This window comes from Gardnerella sp. DNF01204, from assembly GCF_049244145.1.
In the GTDB taxonomy this organism is placed as follows: domain Bacteria; phylum Actinomycetota; class Actinomycetes; order Actinomycetales; family Bifidobacteriaceae; genus Bifidobacterium; species Bifidobacterium vaginale.
The window spans coordinates 1,347,589-1,369,348 of record NZ_CP058379.1 but is presented as its reverse complement, the minus strand read 5'-3'; the positions used below and the strand labels follow the sequence as shown (position 1 = coordinate 1,369,348).

Here is a 21,760-nt window from a genome sequence, read left to right as displayed (position 1 = left end):
GTTCCCAGAGGACTTATCATGACAATATTTACAACATCTGGAAAAAACGGTGCCAGTACGCAAGTAGACGAAAACACTCGTTTCTGGTCCGACATTATTGTGTGCGTTGGTATAATCGCACTTTTCGGCGTAAGTGCATTCCTTTTGCAGTGCATCAACCAGCCGATTGGACCTAAAGGAATACCTTCCGCGGTTTCAACCGACCTAATTAATTTGCCTTACTACACGCTTAGATCCGTGTTTCGTATGATGCTAGCCCTTATAGCATCGCTGATTTTTACCATTATTTACGGATCTCTTGCAGCGCGCAGCCGCCGACTAGGCAAGGTTCTTATTCCGTTGCTAGACATTTTGCAATCCGTTCCAATTCTTGGCTTCCTTTCGGCTACAGTAACGATTTGGCTGGTGATTTTCCCAGGTTCGATGATGGGCGTTGAAGCAGCGTCGATTTTTGCGATTTTTACAAGCCAGGCTTGGAATATGACTTTCTCGTTCCACCGTTCGCTTTTAAGTGAGCCGAAGGAGCTAGATGAGGCGGTGCGCAGCTTGCAACTTACCCATTGGCAGCGATTCTGGGTGCTGGATATGCCAAACGCAATGATTCCGCTGCTTTGGAATTGCATGATGAGCGTTGGCGGCGGATGGTTCTTCCTTACTGCTTCCGAAATGATTTCCGTAAACAATCACACTTACGCGCTGCCTGGAGTCGGTAGTTTTGTGGCGCAATCTGCTGCAGAAAATAAGCTTGGAAACATTTGGTGGGCTATTTTATCCATGATTGTTGTTGTGCTAGCAATTGACTTCTTCCTTTGGAAGCCGCTTACAGCGTGGTCGGAGCGATTCCGCATAACTCAAAGCGCATCCGACGAGGAGCGAAAGAGTGCTGTTTTGACACTTATTCGTCATTCGCATGCCGACGAAGTTATTAGCAAGCTGTTTTCTCCAATTCGCGAATGGCTTGAAATTATTACACGACCATTCGGACGCACAGGTTCACAGTGGCCGCGTAAAGCATCACAGCGTAAACTTGGCGACTTGGTGTTCAACATTGTTATGGCTGTGCTGATTTTGGGGCTTGCTGCTCAAATGCTTTACTTTGTAGCAACTCGCACAGGTTTGCAAGAGTTCGCTACAGCTGGAGCGTTAGGAGCTTTGACTTTTGCTCGCGTAGCTGTGCTGATTTTTGTAAGCTCGCTGATTTGGGTTCCAGTAGGCGTATATATTGGCATGAATCCTAAGATTTCGCGAATTATGCAACCTGTTGTGCAAATTCTGGCTAGCTTCCCAGCAAACTTTATATTCCCATTTGCAATGATGTGGTTTATGGCTTGGCATATTGACCTTGGATGGGGAAGTATTATTTTGATGGCGCTTGGCACACAATGGTACATTCTGTTTAACGTTATTGCTGGCGCGAGCGCGATTCCAGATGATTTAAGAGAAATGACAAGAAGCTTTAGATTAAATCGTATGCTCAAGTGGAAAACTCTTGTTTTGCCTGCGATTTTTGGATCTTGGTGCACTGGTGGGATTACTGCCGCTGGTGGTGCTTGGAACGCTTCGATTGTGTCAGAGATTGTGGAATATGGCAAGAATCACATGGCAACTCAAGGTTTGGGCGCGTATATTACGAACGCAACAACTGTTGGTGATTCTGTAAAAACGCTTGTGGGAGTAACGGTTATGAGCTTAATTGTTGTGTTAAGTAATCGACTGTTCTGGACGCCTTTGCAAAGGTATTCGGCAAAAAGATTTGTTTTGAATTAGGCGACTGGCTGGTCGCCAGCAACCAATGATTAGTTGCTTAAACTGCTGAATAAATAAATTCAAAAAAATTAAACTTATAAACTTATAAATTTATAAACTTTACGAAAAGATTGGCAAATATTATGAACACTTTGAACAAAACCGCGGAAAAGGCTGCGCAGAATTTGGCTGCGCAATCTTCAATTACAAGCGATATCATCGACGCAAAACACATAACTCAAAGTTTTACATCGGATAGTGGCACTACTCAGCATGTGCTTCACGATATATCGTTTACGCTGCGAGAGGGTGAAATCGTTGCAATTCTAGGTCGTTCTGGCGCTGGAAAATCAACCTTCTTGCGAACAATGGCAGGCTTAATTCAGCCAACAGAGGGAACTGTAACGTATCGCGGTCGCGAGCTTACGGGTCCAAACCCAGGGGTGGCAATCGTTTTCCAAACATTCGCACTTATGCCATGGCTTACAGTTCAAGACAATGTGGAGCTTGGTTTGCGCGCTAGAGGCGTTAGCAAAGAAAAGCGCACGGAGCTTGCTCTCGCAGCAATAGATGCGATTGGCTTGGACGGCTTCGAAACAGCGTATCCAAAGGAGCTTTCTGGCGGCATGCGTCAGCGCGTAGGTATTGCGCGCGCACTGGTTTTGCGCCCAGATGCTCTGTTTATGGACGAGCCATTTTCTGCGCTTGACGTTCTTACTGCAGAAAATCTTCGTCAGGAAGTTCTTAAGCTTTGGTCTAGTGAAGAGCGCGATATTAAGTCTGTTGTAATCGTTACGCACAATATTGAAGAAGCTGTGCAAATGGCAGATCGCGTGGTGGTTTTGGGATCTCATCCTGGACATTTGATTGCAGACGTGCAAGTTGATTTGCCTCGCCCGAGAGACAAGCATAGTGCTGAATTTGAGGCGATGGTTGATAATCTTTATGCGATTTTGACTGGTTCTATGCCAGAGGGTGAATCTGAGCAAGATAATACTGATACAACGGTTGCTGGCGACTTGTCTGGAGCAGATGGCGATTCTCAACCTGTGGAACAGACGGATGCAGAAGAAACAGAAGCTGCTGCAATCGCCGACATGCTTATTCAAAAGCATCACGACGCGGAGGCAGAAGCTAAGCAAAACGAGGAGCAGGCGGATGCGGGGGAGCCGAAGCCTGAGCCTGTTGCTGTGCACTTGCTGCCGAACGCAACGCCAGGAGGAATGGCAGGTTTGCTAGACGTTATTTCGGAAGAGCCAGATGGCATTGATTTGGCTGATTTGGCTGCGGATCTGTCGTTCGAAATCGATGATTTGTTCCCACTTGTAGATGCTGGAACAATGCTTAATTTGCTTACAGCAGAAAATGGTCATATTACTATTACTCCAGCAGGTCAAGAATGGCATAATGCCGACATTTTGCACAGCAAGCAGGTGTTTGCGCGTCTTGCAATTGAGCATGCTCCTCTTGTTCATGCAATTGATCAGGCTTTGAGCCGAAACCGCAATGGCAAGCTTCGTGGCGAGTTGATTTTGGATTTGCTTCGCAGCAAGCATACGGACGCCTTGGCTCGTCAGCAATTTGATATTGCGATTAGCTGGGGTCGTTATGGTGAGCTTTTTGACTACGATGCCGATGATGACGAATTAACTCGTACTGTTGAGACGGCGCCGCTTAATGGCGTTGTGCGCTGAAATAGTGCGAAATAATGCTCAATAATGTCCATTATTGAGCATAAATTTGTGTTCTGTATGCTTTCGATAAGGCGATGCCGCATAGTCGACTTATCAATAGTCTAGCCTGCTTTTTTAAAGTTTTGGCAGATGGAAGCCCTGAAAAGCAAACTTTTTGGGAAGGATTATTCAAAGTAAAGTTGAAAAAGTTAAAATTAGACTAACTTACTTTGATGTAGCTTACGTCGATATGCGGCGGCGAGGAGGAATTATCATGGTGAATGCTGTAGAAGCATTTGATGCTAAGCATCTTAAGTCTGCTGAGGAAATCCCAGCTTTCCGTCCTGGAGATACTGTTGACGTTAACGTTAAGATTCAGGAAGGCAACAACACTCGTATTCAGACCTTTACTGGCGTTGTTATCGCTCGTAAGGGTGCTGGCGTTCGCGAGACTTTCGTTGTGCGTAAGGTGAGCTTCGGCACTGGTGTTGAGCGTCGCTTCCCACTTCATTCCCCAGCTATCGATTCGATTAAGCTGGTTCGTAGTGGTCGCGTTCGTCGCGCTAAGCTTTACTACTTGCGCGCTTTGCGTGGTAAGGCTGCTCGTATTGCCGAGCGTCGTGACAACAGCGCTGCTAAGTAAATTTATTTAAGGTTAAGGATTTAACGTTAAGGATTAATATGTCTGCCGAAGACTTGCAAAATAGCGATGGTCACATTGTTAATGTGGCAGGTCACGGCTTAAATCCTTCTCCAGTTCCACCGGAGCCAGAAGAAAGACAAAGTCTAACTTCTGGCTTCAGTGCTAAACGTGCTAGGCATGGAAAAATAAAAGGGAATCATATTTCTGGATATCAAGATAGTGATTATGATTCCTCTAAATCTCAGTCCAAGGTTCGTACTCGCAAGCTTTTTAAAACATCTTGGAAAGAGCTTGTTGCATGGTATCTTGTACCTATTCTTGTTGTTATTTTTCTTCGTGTTTTTATTCTCGGCGTATATTTTATTCCGTCTGGCTCCATGCTAGACACAATTCATATTGGCGATTATGTTGTTACGTCTAAGCTCACTCCTCGACTGTTTCCGCTAAATCGTGGAGATATTGTTGTTTTTGAAGATCCTGCTAATTGGCTTCAAGGTGAAAATAGTCGCGGCGGAATTGTGTCTGGTAAAGATCTTATAAAGCGTTTAATTGGATTGCCTGGGGATACCGTTGAATGTAAGGGCGATGGTGACCCGATTCTTGTTAACGGTGTTCCTGTGCTTGAATCTGCTTATATTAAACCAGGTGTAAGTCCTAGTTCCTTCCCGTTTAAGGTGAAGGTTAAGCCTGGTCATGTATTTGTTCTAGGAGATAATCGCGCTAATTCTGCGGATTCTAGGTATCATAAGAATGATGGTGACGATGGTTTGGTACCTATTTCTAAGGTTGAAGGCGTGGCGTTTATGCGTTTTTGGCCTTTGAATCGTATGGGTATTTTTGAAAATCATAGCGATGCGTTTGATGATGTAAGAAATAAGTCAGATGCTAAATAGTTCTTTTAAACGTGCGTAGATATTAGATTTGGGGAGATTTTGGCTGCTGTTCCGTCTTTTAACTTTGAGCAAGACCTTTTAAAAAGTGGCTTCGATTGGGTTATTGGATTAGATGAGGTTGGACGTGGTAGTTTAGCTGGTCCTGTTATGGTTGGTGCTGCTCTTTTTGGTGCCGATAAAATTAATTCTGGTTATTTTCCTGATGGATTAGCTGATTCCAAGCTTATTAACGCTCACAAGCGTGAAGGATTATTGGAGCCTCTTGAAAATTGGTGCGATGCTTTTGCTGTTGGTTCTTGTACAAATCGCGAGATTGACGAGTGGGGAATAAGTTATGCTCTTGGTGTTGCTGCGATTCGTGCAATTTCAGATGTGCAAAACAGTATGCGATATAAGCTTGAAAATGCTCATATTGCAGCGATTTTAGATGGACCATTTAATTATATTGGTAAGGTTTCTGGAACTTTTGATGCGCCTAGTATTGATTTTCCTGTTAAAGTTCACACTTTAATTAAGGCTGATCAGAAGTGTGCTAGTGTTTCTGCAGCTTCTGTGATCGCAAAGGTGACTCGAGATTCTCTTATGACAAGCTTGTCTGATAATCCTAAATATAAAATTTATGATTGGGCACATAACAAGGGTTATGGTTCTAAATCGCATAGAGCTGCGATTCTAGAGTATGGTCCTAGTGATTTGCATCGTATTAGTTGGCATTTAAACTAAAGTTCTTCGGCGTGTTGATGCCTGATGCTCAGCGTAATCTTGAATGCTAAAGGGGTAGTGAGCTAGTGCGTGGGTATGTGTTTGTAGAGAGTGTTTAGATAGCGTTTTTAAGAGATTTAAAGCTGATTTTAACAGTGCGAGCTACTCGAATTTGTAGATTCAATCTGCAGGGTATCGTGTGTTTACTTTGCAGTGCGTGAAAGTATTTTTGGAATTTAAAAGAGTTTTCTATGGAAAAGAAAAGGATAGTTAAATGATTGGTCGTTTCTTCGCTTTTGTTCCAGGTGTTAAGCACTTGGTTGTTTTAAGAGCGGCGTGTCTTGCTATATCTTCTCTTGCGAATATTGGTTTTGTGTATGTTTGTGTTGGAATTCTTTCGCCAGTGCTTATTCCTGCAAAATATACTGGCAAATCCTTGTTAAGCTCTGTTGAATTGACGTCTTATCTTATTTCTCTTGTTGGAATACTCATCGTAAAATATATTGCGTTCCATCAGTCATGCACTATTTCTACCGAAATTGGAACTCGCGTATCTATGAAGCTTAGACCAAAAATGTTGCGTTCTATGCTTTCTTTGAGTTCTTCTAAAAAGTGGTCTAAGGGATATTCTTCTATTTGCGTGAACGATGATGTTGCGTGGGTTCAACGTTGGTATGGTTTACTTTTGCCGCAGATCATTGCTGCTTTTCCTATGCCTTTTGCGGTTAGTGTTGCAATGTTTTCAATAAACTCTTATGTTGCCACTATTTGCGTTTTTGCGTCAATTTTTTCTACTTTGGCACTTGTATCTGCTCTTGCAGATGTTCGCGTTTTGTGGCGCTGTTTATGCGTATTTTTAACGTATTTAATGACTGGTGTGGCAATTATTTCTACAGTTTGGCTTCTTTCTGTTAAATCTGTTGGTCTTCCTGCTGCAATGCTAACTTTGCCCCTTCTTATGCTAAGCGTAGATCCAATACGTAGAGTTGCTAACTGTATGCATATTAAAAATCGGGCTGTTTTAGGTTTGAATAACATTAGTGACTTGTTTAAAAGTGTTGCTTCTAATAAGGTTCATTCTTCTAATTTAGACTCTGTAGAATCTTCTGCTTCTGCAGATTCCATAGATTTCTCAGATAATAAAAAGTCGCTGAGCATCCCAGATGGAGCCAGTAATGTTTCTCTTCATGTGCGATGCAATTTCACTGAAAATAATAAACCTTTGCGTGCATCCTTTAATATTTCAAGTGGAAAATTGAATGTAATGCCAAAGGAATACTACGAATTATTTACTAATAATGTTTTGAATGGCGTAGTTTTTAGCGATAAATCAGATGTTGCGCTATCTTACAGCGATAGATATGGTTTTTCTGAAGTAGATGTTGAATCGCCTTTTGTGGTATCTGATTTTGGTGATATTTCTGGAAACTCAACTTATGTTTCACTAAATAATGAAAATCCTGGTGCTATTGCAGATCTTGTTACTATTGTTCGTTCAAATAGTCATCTGTTTTCAGCCACTTTGCGAGAGAATCTGCTCATGGCATCGTCTAATGCTACTACTACATCTATGTGGCAAGCATTGCGTACTGCTCATGTAGATGGTGTTGTTTATGCGGATTATAACGGATTAGATTTGCGTGTAGACAATATTCAGGTTGAAAATAAGCAAGATATTTTCCGACGAATTATTATGGCTCGTGCGCTTATTCGTAGAACTCCAGTGTATATTTTCGACTATTCTTCAAGCGATATTAGTTCTGATGAAGCTAAGAATTTATGTGATATTTTGCGTCATGTTGCTAAAAAAGCTACGATTCTTGTATTTTTGCCAGACGATAACTACGTTTCTAAAGCGGACAATTTGGTTAACGTTAGTGTATATCATAATTCGCATTACACCAGTTCTAGTTCTATTAGCTCTTATGCCGAAAATTTCGCAGATGGTAGCGTTGATAAAGCTAATAAAGTAGACAAATATGCTAAAAGTTTTTATGAAAACTCTAATAAGAATTTTAATAATGCAAAACACGAAGGCTTATTGAAAGATTTATCTCATGAAAGTAAATCAACTATATCTTCGTTGAAAAAGGCGTTTTTTGCGATTCTTTCAGCATTCTCTACAGCAATCAATATAGTTTGCGCAGTATTGATACCTGTTTGCACTTTTGCAGCAATGTTCGCTATCGCTAATCGACCGCTTTTTGGACTTGCTATGCAAGAATACGTGCTTATCGTAAGCGTATGCGCATGTTTAAGATGCATAACATTAGTGACATCTTTTGCTGGCGTGGATCTTCATCATGCGCATTTGCACAAGGCAGGTTTAAGCATGAGTGTTGGAATGGTTTTGTCGATTATTCCAGCAATCGTTTTGTTATGTTACTTTGATATTCAAATTGCTATTTTTGCTGTTGTGATTTGTGCTCTAATAGTGTTTATAATTCCAGGATTATTTAGACTTAGACTCCGCAGTTTTATTAAGAAAGTTCATTCAGAACAAAAGATGGTGGAGCTTGAAGTTGATGATGTAGAACTTGGTATTGATGAGGTTCTAGCTTTCCGACAGGGCGAGCATTGTGTTAAGCGTGTTGTTGATTCAATGCGTAAGCTTTCACAACAGCGAGTGCGATTATCTCGTAAAGTGGGAAGAATGCAGGCAATTCTTATGTCTGTTGCTCTTATAGGTATTGCGAACGCAATAATGCTTGTTTCTAACACTATTCACCCAATTGTCACTAAGAATCCACAATGGAATGTTGTTTACGCAGTTATGGCAATTATTGTGCTTATTAGCCTTATTCAACAAGTTCTAGACGTTGTTATTAGGCGTATTCCTTGGGTTGTAGATATAAATCATGCAGTACGATCATAATACGCATTATTCAAGTAACCCTATATCTAAAAGAATAGCCTCTTTTATATGGCTTATTTCTTTGGCTATTATTATAGGCATTGTTATTGGGCTTGTTTTGCCAAAAATCAATCATGATGTTGGCGAAATTACTGGTGAATACGTTGCTGATGGAGATGCTGCTGCTCTTCTTAATAAGCTAAAAGTCTCTAAATCACATCCGTCTGGATACAACAGGAGTGTCTTTGGATACAGGACTACAGATGTTGATAAAAATGGCTGTGATGTTAGAGAAGATGTTCTTGCGCGCGATTTAAAACAGGTTCGTTTTAAGTATTATGGTTCTTGCAAAGTAGCATCAGGGCTTTTGCACGATCCTTATACTGGTTTAAATATTAATTTTGTTCGAGGAAGAAAAACTAGTGCTCTTGTTCAAATCGACCATGTTGTAGCACTAGAAAACGCTTGGCAATCAGGCGCTTGGAAATGGAGTCATGCCAAGAGGCTTAAGTTTGGTAACGATATGCTTAATCTTCTTGCTGTTCAAGGAGCAGCGAATCAAGAAAAAGGATCTGCTTCTGCGGCTTATTGGCTGCCATCTAATAAATCCTTTAGATGCGATTATGTAGCTAGGCAGATTGCTGTTAAGTATAAGTACGATCTTAGCGTTACTAGTGCGGAAAAACGTAGCATGGCTTCAATTTTGCATGGTTGCTCTGCGCAGAAATTGCCTAACAGTTGAGTTCGACGCTAAGCTGCTTGTGTATGTTCATATATTTTGATGCATAGGCAAATATATAAAAAGGGTTCCAACCAATTGTGCTGGCTAGAAACCCTACTCGCGGAGAATACGAGATTCGAACTCGTGAGGCTGTTACACCAACACGCTTTCCAAGCGTGCGCCATAGACCACTAGGCGAATTCTCCACATCAATCATTGTGCTAAACGCACAACGAAAGACAACTTAAATAAGATAACATAAACTGAGGATAATGCAAAGTCGCGCGTTGCGCGACGACCTGCCTTTTCGCTTAAAGCGTAGCGCGAAAAGGCAATTCGGAGCGCTGAGCTTGCTCAGGTTGAAAGCACGGTGTGCTTTCAACGCAAGTAAAGCGCTTTGACTGAGCTTGAAATTGCATAACGCGTTTCAAGCTCCTTCAAAGCGTGATTTGGCTTAAGGCATAAAGTCCAGTGGACTTTATGCGCCAAATCAGCCGAACGGCTACTAATAGCCGTGAGGAATAGAGCGCGCTGTAACGCGCGAGCGACATTTCTAACGTTTTTGCGATTCTTAAATCACCTTAATAGATTTATTGCACACACAACCTTTGCAATTGCGTGTTGTTGATTATGTGATAGTGTAGATTTTTCATATGTAGTAAGCGATTTGCTAGATTTGCGATTTGCGACTTGCGATTTACTACATATGCGCAAAACTACAGGATTATTAGCAAATACAGGATGTAAGTTTAGAAGGTGTTTAGCATGGATGTTGGTTTTGTAAAGAATATCCAAAAAATAAAGCCTAAAAAGCCAAATCCTGCGGTGGATCATAGTCCGCGCACAATGATGATTGGCATAATCTTGACGATTCTTGGTGGCGCGCTTTGGGGCACAAACGCCACTGTTTCTAAGATTCTAATGTCACAATACCTTGTGAGTCCGTTGCAAATCGCGTGCGTTCGTCAGCTTGCTGCAGGCGTGCTTTTTGTAATCGTTGCGTCAATCGTTAATCGCAAGCAACTCGTTGGTGCATTAAGCACAAAAAAATCGTGGCCAATGCTAGTCGTAACAGGTATTGTGTGTGTGCTTTTAACGCAAGTGGCGTATCTTTTTACAATCGACTGGACTAACTCTGGCACGGCTACTGTTTTGCAAAGTTTGAATCTGCTTTTCGTGCTTGTTTACGTGTGTTTGCGCACTCGAAGGATGCCTACAATGCGCGAAAACATTGGTGTTTTGCTTGCCTTTGCAGGAACTGCGCTTATGGCAACGGGAGGCAATTTTAGCTCGCTTTCGCTGCCGCTGATGGGACTTTTGTGGGGATTGGCAGATGCTGCAAGTACGGCGGCTCTTGCGATTATGCCAGTTAAATTGATTGCAAAATGGGGAAATCTTACTGTAAACGGAATTACGTTTATTATTGCAGGTCTTATTATGATGCCATTTGTGAAGCCATGGCAAACAATGCCACCTTTGGATTTGCGCGCGTACTTGCTGTTTACTTTTACGATTGTTGGCGGAACTTTTGGCGCATATTGGATGTTTTTGGCTGGCGTTATGCGAGTCGGATCTGTGCGCGGAACGCTTTTGGGGGCGAGCGAACCTGTTATGGCTGCAATCACGGCTGTTGTGTTTACGGGAGCTGTGTTCTCGTGGGCTGATTTTGCAGGATTTGCGCTTATTTTTATTATGATGATTTTATTGAGGTGATCATGGTGATCATGAAGAATATGCAAGTCGCAAGTAAAGAAGATAAAAATAAAGAAGATGAAAATATGCAAGATGCACAAAATCAAGACGCACAAAACCCAGTCAATCGTGTAGAGCAGATGTATGAGTACGGCTACCGAAAGTCAAACTACGGTCCGGACGAGCTTGTAACAGACGCGCACGGAAATCCAATCAGCGTTATGGATGCCATGCTAAGCGCGCAAGATGCAAGCACTGCGCAAACTCAAACTCCGCACTTGTGCTTCTATTCGCCTAGAATCCCAGGAAACACAGGCTCTGCGATTCGCCTTTGCGCGGTAACGGGCACCATTTTGCATCTTGTAGAGCCGCTTGGATTTAATCTTCAAGACACAAAGCTTCGTCGCGCGGGTCTTGATTATCACGATATGGCACACGTTGTTATGCACCCGAATTTTGAAAACCTTGTGGAATCAATGCCAAATTCTCGCATAATCGCGTTTACTGCAAATGCCACAAAACTTTACACAGATATTGAGTATAAGCCGAACGATATTTTGCTTTTTGGACCAGAGCCAGGAGATATTCCAGACCCAATGGATATTATGGCTGGCCCTCATGTTGCGGAACAGGTTCGCTTGCCAATGCGTCCTTCGCTTAGAAGCTTAAATCTTACAAATTGCGCATCAATCGCCATTTATGAAGCGTGGCGTCAGCTTGGATTTGAGGGCGGAAAATAGTCTATAAAAATAGCTTATAGTCAAAAATAGTCTTAAAACTACTCATGCATTACAATGGTGACTATGCCTGTGTTAAAACGTAAACCGAAGCGGAAGATTAGTGCTGCGCGCCGCCGCATGTACATTCGCCGCCGAATCATAGTTTGCGTGGGGCTGCTGGCTGTTTTAGTGTTTTGTATCTTTTGCATAATCAGCGTTTTCAAAGGAATTGCCGCAATCGGAACTGCTATAAGCAAACATTCAGACGTTACTCTATCTAAACAACTAGTGCCAGACCCAAGACCTGTTGGAATTATAAAAAAATGTAGTGCAAAAGACGTCCGTATTGAATTAACCTCAGCATCGCAATCTGTACCGATGGGAGGAAGCGTAGAATTTACTGCTCGCGTAGTTCATGAAGGAGATGATTCCTGCAGAATAGATGCGTCGGATGGCAGAATGGTGTTGACAATTGGAGACAGCGTAAGTGCTGATAAGTCTGATAAGTCTGATAAGTCTGATCAATCTAGAGAAAAGCAAGAAAAGCAAGAAAAGCAGCAGAAAATAGAGCCGAAGTGGAGATCAGATGTGTGCGAAATTCCACTCAAGCCTCTGTTAATGGCAAAAGGTGATTCGTACGAGAAAAAAATCGTATGGAGCACGGATGCTACAGTCGGAACGCCTACCGGCAAGGATTGCTTAGATGACGCCGACTTGCCTAAAGTTTCGCGCGGAACTTACATTGCACAAATTGCGCATAAGGATGTGTCAGGATTACAAAGCAATCCCGTGGTTATTTCTGTTCGCTAGCACATGCACAAATGGCGCCAAAAGTCGATGTGAAGGGGTAAAATCGTTTCTTTGTACAAGGTGTGTCATATAGCGGGCATACTCAAGGAACCGAAGAAGGCGCCCGCAAACCCAAAATCGTTGATTTTAAGCGCGTTTGCTGCGATTTTCTAAAGCTCCCAAGGATTAAGAAAACTAGCTAGCGATAAAGGAACGTCCATTGGCTGCTGAACAAGCTACGACGAACACCACCAAAGTCATCGCGCGTGCCGACGAGCACAGCATTAAATTGCATAAAGCGTCGGATCGTGTGAATTTCGGCTCCATTTGTGAGCCAATCGATGTGCCATACCTCCTCGGTGTGCAAACCGACAGCTTTGACTGGCTGATCGGCTCCGAGCGTTGGAAGAAGCGCGTCGAAGAAGATGAGGCAAATGGCACTCACACTGTGCCTCATGTCTCTGGTTTGGAAGAAGTGTTCCAAGAGATTTCTCCAATTGAGAATTTTGCTGAGACAATGAGCCTCACATTCTCGGATCCATATTTTGAAGAGCCACGTCACACTGTGCTTGAGTGCAAAGAGAAGGATTACACATATTCCGCTCCTTTGTATGTAAACGCAGAGTTTGAAAACGGCGAAACTGGCGAGATTAAGAGCCAGACTGTGTTTATGGGTGATTTCCCGCTGCAAACACCACACGGAACATTCATTATTGGCGGCACTGAGCGCGTAATCGTGTCCCAGCTTGTGCGTTCCCCAGGCGTGTATTTTGACCGCACGCAAGATCGCACTTCCGACAAAGACGTTTTTGGCGCAAAAATCATTCCAAGTCGCGGAGCGTGGCTTGAGTTTGAGATTGATAAGCGCGATGTTCTTGGCGTGCGCGTAGATCGCAAGCGTAAGCAGTCTGCAATCGTGTTCTTGATGGCAATTGGCATGACTAAGCCAGAAATTGCAGAGGCATTCCAAGGGTATCCTCTTGTTCTCGACGCTCTAGAAAAAGAGCCAATCGACACTCAAAATGATGCTCTTACAGACTTGTATCGCAAGATTCGCCCAGCAGATACCGCAACTCCAGACGCGGGTCGCAATTTGCTCGAATCCTTCTACTTCAACACAAAGCGCTACGATTTGGCGCGCGTTGGTCGCTACAAGATCAATCGCAAGCTTGGTTTGGAAGCGGATTACAACGATCGCAGCTTGAATCGCGAAGACATAATCGCCACAATCAAGTATTTGGTTACTTTGCACTCGGGCGAAAAGACCTTCCCAGGCAAGCGCGATGGCGAAGATGTGCAATTGCGTGTAGACGTGGACGATATTGATCACTTTGGAAACCGTCGAATCCGTCAGGTTGGCGAGCTTGTACAGAATCAGATTCGTACTGGCTTAAGCCGTATGGAGCGCGTTGTGCGCGAGCGCATGACCACGCAAGATGCTGAGGCGATTACACCACAGTCGTTGATTAACATTCGACCAGTTAACGCTACTATTAAGGAGTTCTTCGGAACTTCTCAGCTTAGCCAGTTTATGGATCAGAACAATCCTTTGGCGGGCGTTACAAACAAGCGTCGTCTTTCGGCTCTTGGTCCTGGTGGTCTTTCTAGAGACCGCGCATCTATGGAAGTTCGAGACGTGCACCCATCCCACTTTGGTCGTATGTGCCCAATCGAATCCCCAGAAGGTCCAAACATCGGTCTTATCGGTTCGCTTGCAACCTTTGGTCGCATCAACCCATTCGGCTTTATTGAAACACCTTATCGTAAGGTCGTTAATGGTCATGTGACTAACGAAGTCGAATATATGACTGCAGATCGCGAAGCCGAGCACGTTATTGCTCAGGCAAATCAGGAACTCGATGAAAATGGCAACTTTGTTGGCACTCAGGCACTTGCTCGTGTTGACGAAGAAGAAGCAGTCGATGTTCCTGTAAGCACTGTTGACTACATGGATGTTTCTCCACGTCAGATGGTTTCCCTCGGCGCAAGCTTGATTCCATTCTTGGAGCACGATGAAGGCCACCGTGCTTTGATGGGTACCAACATGCAGCGTCAGGCTGTGCCGCTTATTAAGTCGGAGCGTCCACTTGTTGGTACGGGTTCCGAATGGCGTGCTGCAGTTGATTCTGGAGACGTGATTCTTTCCGAAAAGCCAGGCGTTGTAACCTACGTTTCTGCAGATATTATTCGCGTTATGAACGACGATGGAACTCAGTCCAGCTACAAGCTTTCTAAGTTCCAGCGTTCTAACCAGACTACTTGCTACAACCAGGTGCCACTTATTAAAGATGGCGAGCGTGTTGAAGCTGGTACAGTTTTGGCAGACGGTCCTGCAACAGACAAGGGTGAGCTTGCACTCGGCAAGAATTTGCTCGTTGCGTTTATGCCTTGGAATGGTTACAACTACGAGGATGCTATTATTATTTCCCAGCGTCTTGTGCAAGACGATACGCTTTCTTCGATTCACATTGAAGAGTACGAAATCGATGCTCGTGAAACCAAGCTTGGTGCCGAAGAGATTACTCGCGACCTTCCAAACGTTGGCGAAGACGCTATTGCAAACCTCGACGAGCGCGGTATTATTCGCATTGGTGCCGAGGTGGAAGCTGGCGACATTTTGGTTGGTAAGGTAACGCCTAAGGGCGAGACTGAGCTTACTCCAGAAGAGCGCTTGCTTCGTGCAATCTTCGGCGAAAAGAGCCGTGAAGTTCGAGACACTTCTTTGCGCGTGCCACACGGCGAAACTGGTACTGTGATTGCTGTTAAGGAAATCACTCGTGAAGACGCTGAAGACGATGGCGATGAGCTTCCAAATGGCGTAAACCAGATGATTCGCGTGTACATTGCTCAGCATCGTAAGATTACGCAGGGCGATAAGCTTTCTGGTCGCCACGGCAACAAGGGTGTTATTTCCCGCATTTTGCCAGAAGAGGATATGCCATTCTTGGCTGATGGTACTCCAGTAGACATTATGCTTAACCCGTTGGGTGTGCCTTCTCGAATGAACTTGGGTCAGGTGCTCGAGCTTCACTTGGGTTGGATTGCTCACTCTGGTTGGGATATTAATTTGGATCCAGACCTTGAGGCTGCTTGGAAGAAGTATGTGCCAGAAGGCGCTGAGCATGGCGATCCATGCACTCCTGTTGCAACTCCAGTGTTCGACGGCGTGCGTCCAGAAACCTTGAAGGGTCTTTTGAGCACTACGCTTGCGGACCGCGATGGCAATAAGCTTGTTGGTTCCGACGGTAAGGCAACATTGTTTGACGGCCGCACTGGTGAGCCATTCCCTAAGCCAATTTCTGTTGGCTACATGTACATCTTGAAGCTGCATCACTTGGTTGATGATAAGATTCACGCTCGTTCCACTGGTCCTTACTCTATGATTACCCAGCAGCCGTTGGGTGGTAAGGCGCAGTTCGGCGGCCAGCGCTTCGGCGAAATGGAAGTGTGGGCGCTTGAGGCTTATGGCGCTGCTTACACATTGCACGAAATGATGACCACAAAGTCTGATGACGTTGACGGCCGCGTGCGCGTGTATGGCGCTATTGTCAAGGGCGATAACCTTCCACCAGCTGGTATTCCTGAGTCCTTCAAGGTGTTGCTCAAGGAAATGCAGTCTCTCTCCTTGAATGTTGAGGTGCTTAACTCCGAAGGAGTGGCAATTGACATGAAGGATGAGGATGATGATCCGGTGTCGTCTTCTGAAGATTTGGGCTTCAACATTGGTGCACGACCAGATTCGTCCGCCAAGGAAGATCAAGTTATTCAAGAACCTGAATACCAGTGATGCCAGTGATTAGAAATAACTTAATCACTAATCACTAATCACTTTAAGAAACTTAGAAAAACAATTTCATGAGACAGGACGATAATAGTGCTGGACGTCAACGCATTTGACAAACTGAGGATTGGACTGGCAACCGCCGACGACATCCGTAGCTGGAGCCACGGCGAGGTTAAGAAGCCAGAAACCATTAATTACCGTACCCTTAAACCAGAGAAGGATGGTCTGTTTGGTGAGCAGATTTTCGGTCCTACTCGCGACTGGGAGTGCGCGTGCGGCAAGTATAAGCGCGTGCGCTTTAAGGGAATCGTGTGCGAGCGATGCGGCGTGGAAGTTACACGCAGCCGCGTTCGCCGTGAACGCATGGGTCATATTGAGCTTGCGGCTCCTGTAACACACATTTGGTTCTTCAAGGGTGTGCCAAGCCGCTTGGGTTACCTGCTTGATATTGCTCCAAAAGACTTGGAAAAGGTTATTTACTTTGCAGCCTACATGGTTACTAAGGTAGATGAAGAGCAGCGTCACCAAGATCTTCCAGACTTGCAAGACGAGTTCGATACGGAAATCGGCAATCTTCGTAAGCGCCGCGACAATGAGATTGAAGCTCGCGCAAAGAAGGTAGAAGAAGACCTGCACGAGCTGGAAGAATCAGGCGAAGCAAAAGGCAACGCAAAGTCTAAATTGCGCGCTGGAGCAGAGCGAGAAATGGCTGCTATTCGTACTCGCTACGATGAGCAGATTCAGCGTTTGAACGCAGTTTTCGATCGCTTTAAGGGCTTACGCGCAGGAGATATGGAAGGCGATGTTGACCTTTGGCGAGAAATGGAAGACCGCTACGGTGACTATTTTGAAGGCTGCATGGGTGCTGAAGCAATCAAGAAGCGCTTGCAGGACTTCGACCTTAAGTCTGCTGCCGTAGAACTTCGCGAAGAAATCGACAATGGTACTGGTCAGCGCAAGGCGCGCGCTTTGAAGCGACTTAAAGTTGTAAACGCGTTCTTGACTACTGGAAACAAGCCAGAAGCAATGGTTTTGGACGTTATTCCAGTAATCCCACCAGATTTGCGACCAATGGTTCAGCTTGATGGTGGACGCTTTGCAACATCCGATTTGAACGACTTGTACCGTCGAGTAATCAACCGTAACAATCGTTTGAAGAGGTTGATTGAACTTGGTGCTCCTGAAATCATGCTTAATAACGAAAAGCGCATGCTTCAGGAAGCAGTTGATTCACTCTTCGACAACGGTCGTCGTGGTCGCCCAGTAACTGGTGCATCGAACCGTCCACTAAAGTCGCTTTCCGATATGCTTAAAGGTAAGCAGGGTCGATTCCGCCAGAACTTGCTCGGTAAGCGAGTTGATTATTCTGGCCGTTCCGTAATCGTTGTTGGTCCAAGCCTCCGCATGCATCAATGCGGTTTGCCTAAGCCAATGGCGTTGGAGCTGTTTAAGCCATTCGTTATTAAGCGTTTGGTGGATCAGGGCTTTGCTCAGAATATGAAGAGCGCAAAGCGCCTTGTAGATCGCGGAGATTCCGAGGTTTGGGGTGTGCTTGAGGAAGTTATTTCTGAACATCCTGTGCTTCTTAACCGTGCTCCTACACTTCACCGTTTGGGTATTCAGGCATTTGAGCCAATTTTGGTTGAAGGTAAAGCAATTCACCTTCCACCACTTGCTTGCGCCGCATTCAACGCTGACTTCGATGGTGACCAGATGGCAGTGCATTTGCCACTTTCCGCCGAAGCTCAGGCAGAAGCTCGCAGCTTGATGATGGCATCCGACAATATCTTGAAGCCAGCAGATGGTCACACTGTTACCATGCCATCTCAGGATATGATTTTGGGCTTGTACTACTTGTCTACAGTAATAGACGGTGCAAAGGGTCAAGGCAGAATCTTCTCTTCGCTAGCAGAGGCTCAAATGGCACTCGACAAGCATGAGATTGACATGCAGGCAAAGGTATTAATCCGCGTGCCAGAGGACTTTGTGCTACCAAAGGATTGGGAGCCAGGAGAACTTAAGGTCGTAGATCCAGAGCCAGGCAGCCCAGATGTTGTTCATGAAGAGCGCTTTAAGGATGGAACTGTATTGTTCGCCACATCCTACGGTCGCGTGTTGTTTAACGGCACTCTTCCAGAGGACTATCCGTTTGTGAACCAGCAGGTTCCAAAGGGTGTTCTCTCCAAGATTGTTGACGATATTGCTACACGTTATTCCACTGCTCAGGTAGCCGCATCCCTTGATGCTTTGAAGGATCTTGGCTTTACTCGAGCACCTTGGTCTGGCGTTACAATGGCATTCTCTGATATTGTGCTTCCTTCAAATCGTGAGGCTATTGCACAAGACTACGAGAATCAGGCTGCAAAGATTAACTCCCAGTACGATATGGGTCTTCTTACAGATGAAGAGCGTCGTCAAGAGTTGATTAACTTGTGGACTGAATGCACCGATAAGGTTGCAGATGCTATGCGCGAGAACTTCCATGATGATAACAACGTGAACATCATGGTTCAGTCTGGTGCACGCGGTAACTGGATGCAGATTCGTCAGATTGCTGGTATGCGAGGCTTAGTGGCAAACCCTAAGGGTGAGATTATTCCTCGTCCTGTTAAGTCAAACTACCGTGATGGTCTTTCTGTGTTGGAGTACTTCATCTCCCAGCACGGTGCGCGTAAGGGCTTGGCTGATACCGCACTTCGTACTGCAGAATCTGGTTACTTGACTCGTCGTCTTGTGGACGTTTCTCAGGAAGTTATTGTTCGTGAGGAAGATTGCGGCACAAAGCGTGGTCTTATGATGAAGATTGCGGACCGCGACGAAAATGGCAATTTGACGCTTGTTAAGGCTGCTGATGGTGGTCCATACTCGCGCTTGCTTGCTGCAGATGTTCTCGATCCAGCAGATGGTACAACCGTTTTGGCTAAGTGTGGTGACGCGCTTTCGATGGATGTTTTGCGTGACTTGGTTGCGCATGGTGTCGAAGAAGTTAAGGCTCGTTCTGTGCTTACTTGCGAGTCTAAGCGTGGCGTTTGCGCAAAGTGCTACGGTTGGTCTTTGGCTACAAGCTCTCTTGTTGATGTTGGCGAGGCTGTTGGTATTGTTGCAGCACAGTCCATTGGTGAGCCTGGTACGCAGCTTACGCTTCGTTCCTTCCACTCTGGTGGTGTTGCTTCGGCAAGCGATATTACGCAGGGTCTTCCTCGTGTTACCGAGCTTTTCGAGGCTCGTACACCTAAGGGCGAGGCTCCAATTGCTGAGTTCCCAGGTGTTGTGAAGGTTGAGGATACTGACCATGGTCGTCAGGTGACTTTGACTCCAGACGATACTACGGTTGAGCCAATCGTTTACCCAGTAACTCGTCGTGCTCCAATGCTTGTTAAGGATGGAGACCACGTTGAGGTTGGTACGCAGCTGATTGAAGGTTCTGTGGATCCTAAGAAGATTCTGCGAATTCTTGGTCCTCGTGCTGCTCAGGTGAACATTGTGGAAGAAGTGCACAACGTGTACCGTTCTCAGGGCGTTGATATTCACGATAAGCATATTGAGGTTATTGTTCACCAGATGCTTCGCCGCATTACGGTGATTGATTCTGGAGACACGAACCTTCTTCCAGGCGAACTTGTGGATCAGGCTAAGTTCCGTGAAGCAAATCTTGAGGCTGTTAAGAATGGTGGTAAACCTGCTGCTGGTCGTCCAGAGCTTATGGGTATTACAAAGGCTTCTTTGGCTACAGATTCTTGGCTTTCTGCCGCATCCTTCCAGGAGACTACACGCGTGCTTACTGAAGCTGCTTTGAGCCAGAAGGAAGATGATCTTAAGGGCTTGAAGGAGAACGTTATTATTGGTAAGCTCATCCCAGCTGGTACTGGTTTGGCGCGTTATCGTAATGCTGATGTCTTTGCAGATCCTGAGGTGCGTGATGCTGTTTATCCAAACCTTGGTTTGGGTGGAGCAGATGGCACTCCGTCAAACTTTGGAGAGAGCAACATGGGAGATGTTGATTTCTCGAACATTGATTTTGGCGACATGCAGCTTGGGGATGAGTTTAATCCAGATGACTTCCTTGATGATCAGGGTGGTCAGGGTGATTATGATGATGACCTTAACTAATCAGTCTAGGTATAACTGACGATTTTAGGCTATCTATATTATTTATGGGTGATTTGCTTAAATCTCTAGGTTTGATTTTGCTAGTCTGAATTGAATTAGCCGTTGCAAGTTGTTTTACACATCTTGCAGCGGCTTTTTGTTTTATGCATTTTTGTTTTTGTTTTTTGTTTTTTGCGTTTACTTTATTCTGCTTTTGTTTCTTTTTGCCCGAGAATGTTGTTCAAATCGGCGTGTCGAGCAACAAAATGCGGAAAATCGCGCGCTACGCTCTAAGCGAAAAGGTAGGTCCTGTCGTTCGCGCAGGTTAGCTGCGCTACATTGTAGTGCGTTTGTATCAAAAAACACCTAAATTCAGTACAAACGCACTACAGGACAGGTCGTCGTTCGCGCGGTCTAAGCACGTGAACGTCTTCGCTTGCGCTGCAGCAGATTGTTTGGCCTTATTTACAAAAATCGCCATTAAATTTTGCACGTTTTGCTATTCCTAGATCGGAGTCAAGTATAGTAAATCTTATTTATATAAAACATTGAAGAACATAGATGAGAGTTAAAAATTATTTGAAAGCGAGATAAGAATGAGCGAAACACTAGTCTTGGCGCGCAAAGATTACGTTACAAGAACCATGATTCGAATTATTGCAATAGTTTCGTCCATTTACGGAATGGCAATGTCTTGGGATTCAATGGCACTAACGTATTTTACGAATCTTTCTAACTTGATGATTTGCGTTGCGCTGCTTGGCTCGCTGATTTTAGACACGCGAAGTGCGCTTAAATCTAAAAGCGATGAACAGAGTGAGCGCGCTGGAGCCTGGGTGGATGCAAAGCCAAACGCATGGTACATTTTTAAATTTATGATGACGATTTCAATCGCCGTCACTTTTACGCTGTACCTGTGCTTTTTGGCTCCTACAAACAAGCTCGGATTTGTTGGCGCGTACATGAACAATGGGTGCTCAAGCTTATGCGTGCATTTTATAACGCCGTTGCTCGCAATTTTTGACTTTGTTCTTTTTGATTACAAGTACAAGTCCAGCCGCGCGCACGTTTATTTTGCTACGATTCCGCCGCTCACTTACGTTGCGTACGCTGTGTGTTTAAGCGAGTTTGCTGGCGTGCGATGGGGAGAGCATGCTATGGCAGCGCCGTACAATTTTTTGAATTACAAGGCTCCTGCAGGATGGTTTGGTTTTGCGCCAAACACGTTTAATTCCACAACGCTTGGAGTGGGTGTTGTTTATTTGCTTGCCATTTTTACGCTGATTTTTATTGGCATTGGAATAGCATTTCTTGCGATTAAAAACGCTCGCACTACGCGACTTTTTAGTCAACAATAGTTAGCGCAGCTAATCTGCGCTATCGCTATTTCCGCCTTTTGTTGCTAATTTTGCCGTTTAGAGCTACAAAAAGCGGAAGAATAGCTCGCGCCAGTTG

The 21,760-nt window shown here is 44.7% G+C and carries 13 protein-coding genes and 1 tRNA gene; 13 read left to right on the top strand and 1 reads right to left on the bottom strand.

Annotation, left to right across the window (positions count from 1 at the left end; genetic code table 11):
• Positions 1-18: 18 nt before the first annotated feature.
• The 7 genes from HXT46_RS05440 (at position 19) to HXT46_RS05410 (ending at position 9,253) form a co-directional block, all read left to right on the top strand.
• Positions 19-1,767, top strand: coding sequence for an ABC transporter permease (locus HXT46_RS05440; protein WP_421785867.1), 1,749 nt, complete (start codon positions 19-21; stop codon positions 1,765-1,767).
• A 122-nt stretch (positions 1,768-1,889) separates the two neighbouring features.
• Positions 1,890-3,440, top strand: a complete 1,551-nt coding sequence (locus tag HXT46_RS05435) for a nitrate/sulfonate/bicarbonate ABC transporter ATP-binding protein (protein ID WP_285067285.1) — start codon at positions 1,890-1,892, stop codon at positions 3,438-3,440.
• Between the two features lie 253 nt (positions 3,441-3,693).
• Positions 3,694-4,062 (top strand): 50S ribosomal protein L19, encoded by a 369-nt coding sequence (gene rplS / locus HXT46_RS05430; protein WP_004114457.1) that lies wholly within the window; start codon positions 3,694-3,696, stop codon positions 4,060-4,062.
• A 38-nt stretch (positions 4,063-4,100) separates the two neighbouring features.
• On the top strand, positions 4,101-4,955 hold the full coding sequence (lepB, locus tag HXT46_RS05425; protein ID WP_101891756.1) for a signal peptidase I: 855 nt from the start codon (positions 4,101-4,103) through the stop codon (positions 4,953-4,955).
• 39 nt (positions 4,956-4,994) lie between these two features.
• A complete protein-coding gene (locus tag HXT46_RS05420; protein ID WP_421785864.1) occupies positions 4,995-5,678 on the top strand; it encodes a ribonuclease HII in 684 nt (227 codons plus the stop codon).
• Positions 5,679-5,931: 253 nt separating this feature from the next.
• Positions 5,932-8,532, top strand: coding sequence for an ABC transporter ATP-binding protein (locus HXT46_RS05415; RefSeq protein ID WP_421785862.1), 2,601 nt, complete (start codon positions 5,932-5,934; stop codon positions 8,530-8,532).
• Complete coding sequence (locus HXT46_RS05410) at positions 8,516-9,253, top strand: HNH endonuclease family protein (RefSeq protein ID WP_421785860.1); 738 nt, start codon at positions 8,516-8,518, stop codon at positions 9,251-9,253. Before HXT46_RS05415 ends, HXT46_RS05410 begins: the two co-directional genes overlap by 17 nt.
• A 100-nt stretch (positions 9,254-9,353) precedes the next feature.
• Here HXT46_RS05410 and HXT46_RS05405 read toward each other — a convergent pair.
• Positions 9,354-9,438: transfer RNA gene (locus HXT46_RS05405), tRNA-Ser, on the bottom strand.
• A gap of 559 nt (positions 9,439-9,997) precedes the next feature.
• On the opposite strand from HXT46_RS05405, the gene HXT46_RS05400 reads away from it, so the two are divergent.
• The 6 genes from HXT46_RS05400 (at position 9,998) to HXT46_RS05375 (ending at position 21,663) form a co-directional block, all read left to right on the top strand.
• The gene (locus tag HXT46_RS05400; RefSeq protein WP_075038691.1) at positions 9,998-10,945 is read left to right on the top strand and encodes a DMT family transporter; all 948 of its coding nucleotides are present in this window, start codon (positions 9,998-10,000) and stop codon (positions 10,943-10,945) included.
• Between the two features lie 65 nt (positions 10,946-11,010).
• Positions 11,011-11,664 (top strand): tRNA (cytidine(34)-2'-O)-methyltransferase, encoded by a 654-nt coding sequence (locus tag HXT46_RS05395; protein WP_225622766.1) that lies wholly within the window; start codon positions 11,011-11,013, stop codon positions 11,662-11,664.
• 63 nt (positions 11,665-11,727) lie between these two features.
• Positions 11,728-12,453, top strand: coding sequence for a peptide ABC transporter permease (locus tag HXT46_RS05390; protein ID WP_415702599.1), 726 nt, complete (start codon positions 11,728-11,730; stop codon positions 12,451-12,453).
• A gap of 199 nt (positions 12,454-12,652) precedes the next feature.
• The gene (gene rpoB / locus HXT46_RS05385) at positions 12,653-16,219 is read left to right on the top strand and encodes a DNA-directed RNA polymerase subunit beta (RefSeq protein WP_421785857.1); all 3,567 of its coding nucleotides are present in this window, start codon (positions 12,653-12,655) and stop codon (positions 16,217-16,219) included.
• An 87-nt stretch (positions 16,220-16,306) separates the two neighbouring features.
• Positions 16,307-20,326, top strand: coding sequence for a DNA-directed RNA polymerase subunit beta' (locus HXT46_RS05380; protein WP_014554379.1), 4,020 nt, complete (start codon positions 16,307-16,309; stop codon positions 20,324-20,326).
• A gap of 575 nt (positions 20,327-20,901) precedes the next feature.
• Complete coding sequence (locus HXT46_RS05375) at positions 20,902-21,663, top strand: hypothetical protein (RefSeq protein ID WP_004114490.1); 762 nt, start codon at positions 20,902-20,904, stop codon at positions 21,661-21,663.
• The last annotated feature ends 97 nt before the right edge of the window (positions 21,664-21,760 follow it).